This window comes from Microvirga sp. P4_G7 (genome assembly GCF_056401005.1).
This window is the reverse complement of the sequence record NZ_JBFUKD010000367.1, coordinates 1-3,704: the sequence shown is the minus strand read 5'-3', so window position 1 is coordinate 3,704 and position 3,704 is coordinate 1. Positions and strand designations below refer to the sequence as shown.

General features: G+C 62.5%; 5 protein-coding genes. 2 read left to right on the top strand and 3 right to left on the bottom strand.

The genetic code is table 11. The features are described 5' to 3' along the window. A partial coding sequence (locus AC1DT3_RS14690; protein WP_477465986.1) for a glycosyltransferase family 2 protein occupies positions 1 to 464 on the bottom strand: 464 nt, incomplete at its 3' end. A gap of 194 nt (positions 465 to 658) precedes the next feature. On the opposite strand from AC1DT3_RS14690, the gene AC1DT3_RS14685 reads away from it, so the two are divergent. Next, positions 659 to 1,549, top strand: a complete 891-nt coding sequence (locus tag AC1DT3_RS14685) for a ChbG/HpnK family deacetylase (protein ID WP_477465985.1) — start codon at positions 659 to 661, stop codon at positions 1,547 to 1,549. Between the two features lie 6 nt (positions 1,550 to 1,555). Here the strand turns inward: AC1DT3_RS14685 and AC1DT3_RS14680 are convergent, their stop codons facing one another. Then, entirely contained in the window at positions 1,556 to 2,155 is a 600-nt protein-coding gene (locus AC1DT3_RS14680) for a superoxide dismutase (protein ID WP_477465984.1), read from the bottom strand. Between the two features lie 177 nt (positions 2,156 to 2,332). On the opposite strand from AC1DT3_RS14680, the gene AC1DT3_RS14675 reads away from it, so the two are divergent. Beyond that, positions 2,333 to 3,280 carry a hypothetical protein gene (locus AC1DT3_RS14675; protein ID WP_477465983.1) on the top strand — a complete coding sequence of 316 codons (948 nt, stop codon included), beginning with the start codon at positions 2,333 to 2,335 and terminating at the stop codon, positions 3,278 to 3,280. Here AC1DT3_RS14675 and AC1DT3_RS14670 read toward each other — a convergent pair. Then, on the bottom strand, positions 3,273 to 3,704 hold a 432-nt coding region (locus tag AC1DT3_RS14670; RefSeq protein WP_477465982.1), incomplete at its 5' end, for an isochorismatase family protein. The two genes, AC1DT3_RS14675 and AC1DT3_RS14670, sit on opposite strands and share 8 nt — an antisense overlap.

The window sequence follows — 3,704 nt, the reverse complement described above, 5'->3', positions numbered from 1 at the left end:
CCTTCGGGAAGGTGAACCTCGCCGAACTTGGCGAACAACCGATAGAACAGGTGGGCGAAGCCGCGTTTGATGCGGGTCTCGTCCGAACGATCCGTGCGCTGGCCGTAGACCATGAGGAAGCCTTCGCGCCATCGCTCGACGAACGACGTGATCATTTCGGGCGGGTGCTGGAGGTCCGCGTCCATGATGACCACGGCCTCGCCACGGGCGTGATCGAGGCCGGCCGCGATGGCGATCTCCTTGCCGAAGTTGCGACTGAAGGAGATCGCTCCTATCCGAGACTCGTCGCGGGCATGATCCTTGATCCGGGCCAGCGTTTCGTCCCGGCTGCCGTCGTCGATGAACAGGATCTCCCAAAGCGGAGACACTTGTTCGAGCACCGGGACCAGCGCCTCGCAGAGGGGACCGATATTCGCACTCTCGTTGTGAACCGGGATAATGACGCTGATCTGCGGCGACGCCACGCGGTGATCCTTTGACGAAGGCATGATCCGGTCCGGACGAGACGACCACGCGCTAGTTGACGACGTTTGGGGGTGGATCCGGCGAAATGCCGATTTCGTCTTGCCGATCGCCCCCGAGCGCGGGCATTGAGACCCGAGTTTGCCCTCCCACTCAAGGGGGGTAGGCTGCGGCAAAGCCGATTTTGGAGCCCACGATGCGTTTTCCCCGTCCGGTCGTCCTCTGCGCCGACGATTTCGGCCTTTCGGACGGGGTGAGCCAAGGCATCCTGGAGCTCGCGGCCCTCGGTCGGATCTCCGCCACCGGCGTGATGTCCAACATGCCCGGATGGAGGCGAAACGCGCCGGCACTGAGGGTTTACCGAGACAGGATCGGTACCGGGCTTCACCTCAACCTCACGACGGGGAAGCCGCTTGGCGCTATGCCGGCACTGGCGCCGAATGGCGCGTTCCCGCAGCTGGGACCCTTGCTGCGGCAGGCGTTCTCGGGTCGGCTGCCTGCTCCCGAGGTCCGCGATGAGATCGATCGCCAGCTCGCGGCATTCGAGGATGCCCTCGGCGCTCCGCCGGATTTCGTGGACGGCCATCAGCACGTGCACGTGTTGCCGGGCATCAGGCAAGAATTGATCGAGGCTCTCAAGGCAAAAGGGTACGGGCCTCACCTTTGGTTGCGTGACCCGTCCGATACGCTTCTGTCCATTCTCGATCGTCGAATGGCGACGCGGAAAGCTATCGTGGTGCGCAGTCTCGCCGTCGGTTTTGGCAAGTTGGTGCGCGCGGCAGGCTATGGCGTGAACGAAGGGTTTTCGGGCTTCAGCCCGTTGGAACCCCAGACGGATGCGCCGACTGTCTTGCGGCGAGCTTTCCGTGGCCTGGGGCCAAGCCCGGTCGTCATGTGCCATCCGGGTCATGTCGATGAAGAGCTGCGCTCGCTGGATCCAATCCTGGAAAGCCGGGCGGCGGAGCTGGCATTTCTCTCGTCCGACGCCTTTCTTCACCTGTGTGAAGAAAAGCATCTCGTGCTTGTCCCTATGCCCGAACGGGCTGGGCGAGACGCGTACGGGGCTCCGAAGAGCCCCGTAGCCTGAGTCCAATCAGCGCGATGCCGCCTCGTAGAGCTCCGCGACGTATTCCCAGTTCACCAGGTTGTCGACGAAGGCCTTGAGGTAGTCCGGGCGGCGATTGCGGTAGTCGATGTAGTAGGAGTGTTCCCACACGTCGACGCCGAGGATCGGTGTCGCGCCGTGAATCAGCGGGCTTTCGCCGTTGGGGGTTTTGGCGACGATGATCTTTCCATCCTTGACCGCGAGCCAGCTCCAGCCGGAGCCGAATTGCGTCACGCCGGCCTGGATGAAATCTTCCTTCGCCTTTTCGACGGAGCCGAGATCCTCGATGATCTTCTTCTCGAGCTTGCCCGGAATCGACCCGCCGCCATTCGGCTTCAACCACTTCCAGAAGTGAAGATGGTTGTAATGCTGGCCGGCATTGTTGAAGAGGCCGGGATTCTTGCCGTAAGAGCCTTTGACGATCTCCTCGAGGCTCTTGCCTTCGAACTCCGTGCCCTTGAGCAGGTTGTTGCCGTTGGTCACGTAAGCAGCGTGATGCTTGTCGTGATGGAACTCCAAGGTCTCGCGCGACATGTAGGGCTGCAGCGCATCGTAGGCATAGGGCAGTTCGGGAAGGGTAAACGACATGAAAGCCTCCTTGAGGTTCGAGCGGTCAGGGACGTTAGTTAAAGCGCTCCCTGCCATAGGGCAACGGCCAAGCTTGAGACTTTTTCCGGGGCAAGCTTTTCTTGAGGTGACCTATGCCTTATAAAAACGGGTCTTGCGGAACATTCCGCGTTCCAAGTGTTGCGTAACGGAGACGATATGGTCATCGCGCTTTTCGCCCTGGCTCTTGCGATGATCGTGGGCGGCCTGTTCACTTTCCTCTTGGGCTGGGAAGACGTCCTCCTCGAACGCGGATGGACGACGGCCGTTGCCGGCAGCGTCTCGGCCGCCAGCGGCGTTCTTCTTCTCGGGCTTACCGCGATCGTTTGGCGCCTCTCGGGCATCCGGAAAGACATCGCAGCCCTGCGCGAGACGCTCGCCATGGCGCGACGTGTGACGCAATCCTCCCTTGGAGAGACTCAGCCCTCGATTGCTCCAGGCCTTGCCACGGGCACGGCCGCGGTAGCAGCAGGCGTCGCGGCGGCGGGATTGGCCGACACGTCCGGCGACCAGCGCCCGATCGACTTCCTTCAACCGGATCTGCCCTTGTTCGGAACAGCCGACGAGGACGCGAGCTCGCGCGAGACGACCGAGGAGCTGCGCGACGAACCGCGCGAGGCGCCGCCGATTTCGCTCGACGATTTCGAAGACGAGTTTGCGCGGGAAGAGGGGTTCGCGCGTGAAGAACCCCGGGATCGCGAGGAAGCGCCCGACGTGCGGATTCCCGATTTTCTCATAGAGCGCCGTGAGACCTTTTCGGCGGCCTACACGGAAGAAGGTTCCGATCTCGGCGCACTGGCCGCTCGCGAAAGAGAACTGGCCGAGCCGATGCTTCCCGAGGAAGATCCGGAGACGGATTATCGCATCGAGCCCTTGAACGAGGGCGCAGACGAATCTGTCGAGGAAACGATCGAGGCCATCGAGCCGGAACCGGCGCCACAACCCCCGAGCGTGATCGGGACCTATAATTCAGGCGACAACACCTATGTGATGTTCTCCGACGGTTCGATCGAAGCGAAAACTCCCCAAGGCGAGTTCCGTTTCGGCTCGCTCGACGAGCTCAAGGCGTTCATTGCGTCTGGCGGCGAGGACAACGCCTCTATTTGATCAGCGCGGACAGCGCCTTGAAATGCTCGGTGCCCGCGCGTTCCAGCCATTCGAAGACGATCATTTCAGTCGTCACCCACCGAACCCCGGCCTGAAGCATTCTTGCGCGGGCAGCCTCGACCGAATGGGCCGAGCGGCTCGACACCGCATCTCCGGCGACGAAGATGTCGGCGCCTTTGGCCATGAAGCCGAGCGCACTCTGCAGGACGCAAACGTGAGCTTCCGCGCCGCATAGGACGACCTGGTTGCGGCCCCCGTCGCGCAGATTGTCGATGCGCCCGGCGATGGCGGCATCCGACGCCGCGGAGAACGTCATCTTCGGCAAAACGGCGGCGTCGGGCGGCAGGCCGTGAGAGACCGATGCCATTGTTGGCCCCAGACCCTTCGGGTATTGCTCCGTCACCGTCATCGGGACGCCCAGACG

What these genes read in the sequence shown, in the direction of transcription:
- AC1DT3_RS14685 (WP_477465985.1), top strand. Translation starts at nt 659, where the DNA reads ATGCGTTTTCCCCGTCCGGTCGTCCTCTGCGCCGACGATTTCGGCCTT.
- AC1DT3_RS14680 (WP_477465984.1), bottom strand. Translation starts at nt 2,155, where the DNA reads ATGTCGTTTACCCTTCCCGAACTGCCCTATGCCTACGATGCGCTGCAG.
- AC1DT3_RS14675 (WP_477465983.1), top strand. Translation starts at nt 2,333, where the DNA reads ATGGTCATCGCGCTTTTCGCCCTGGCTCTTGCGATGATCGTGGGCGGC.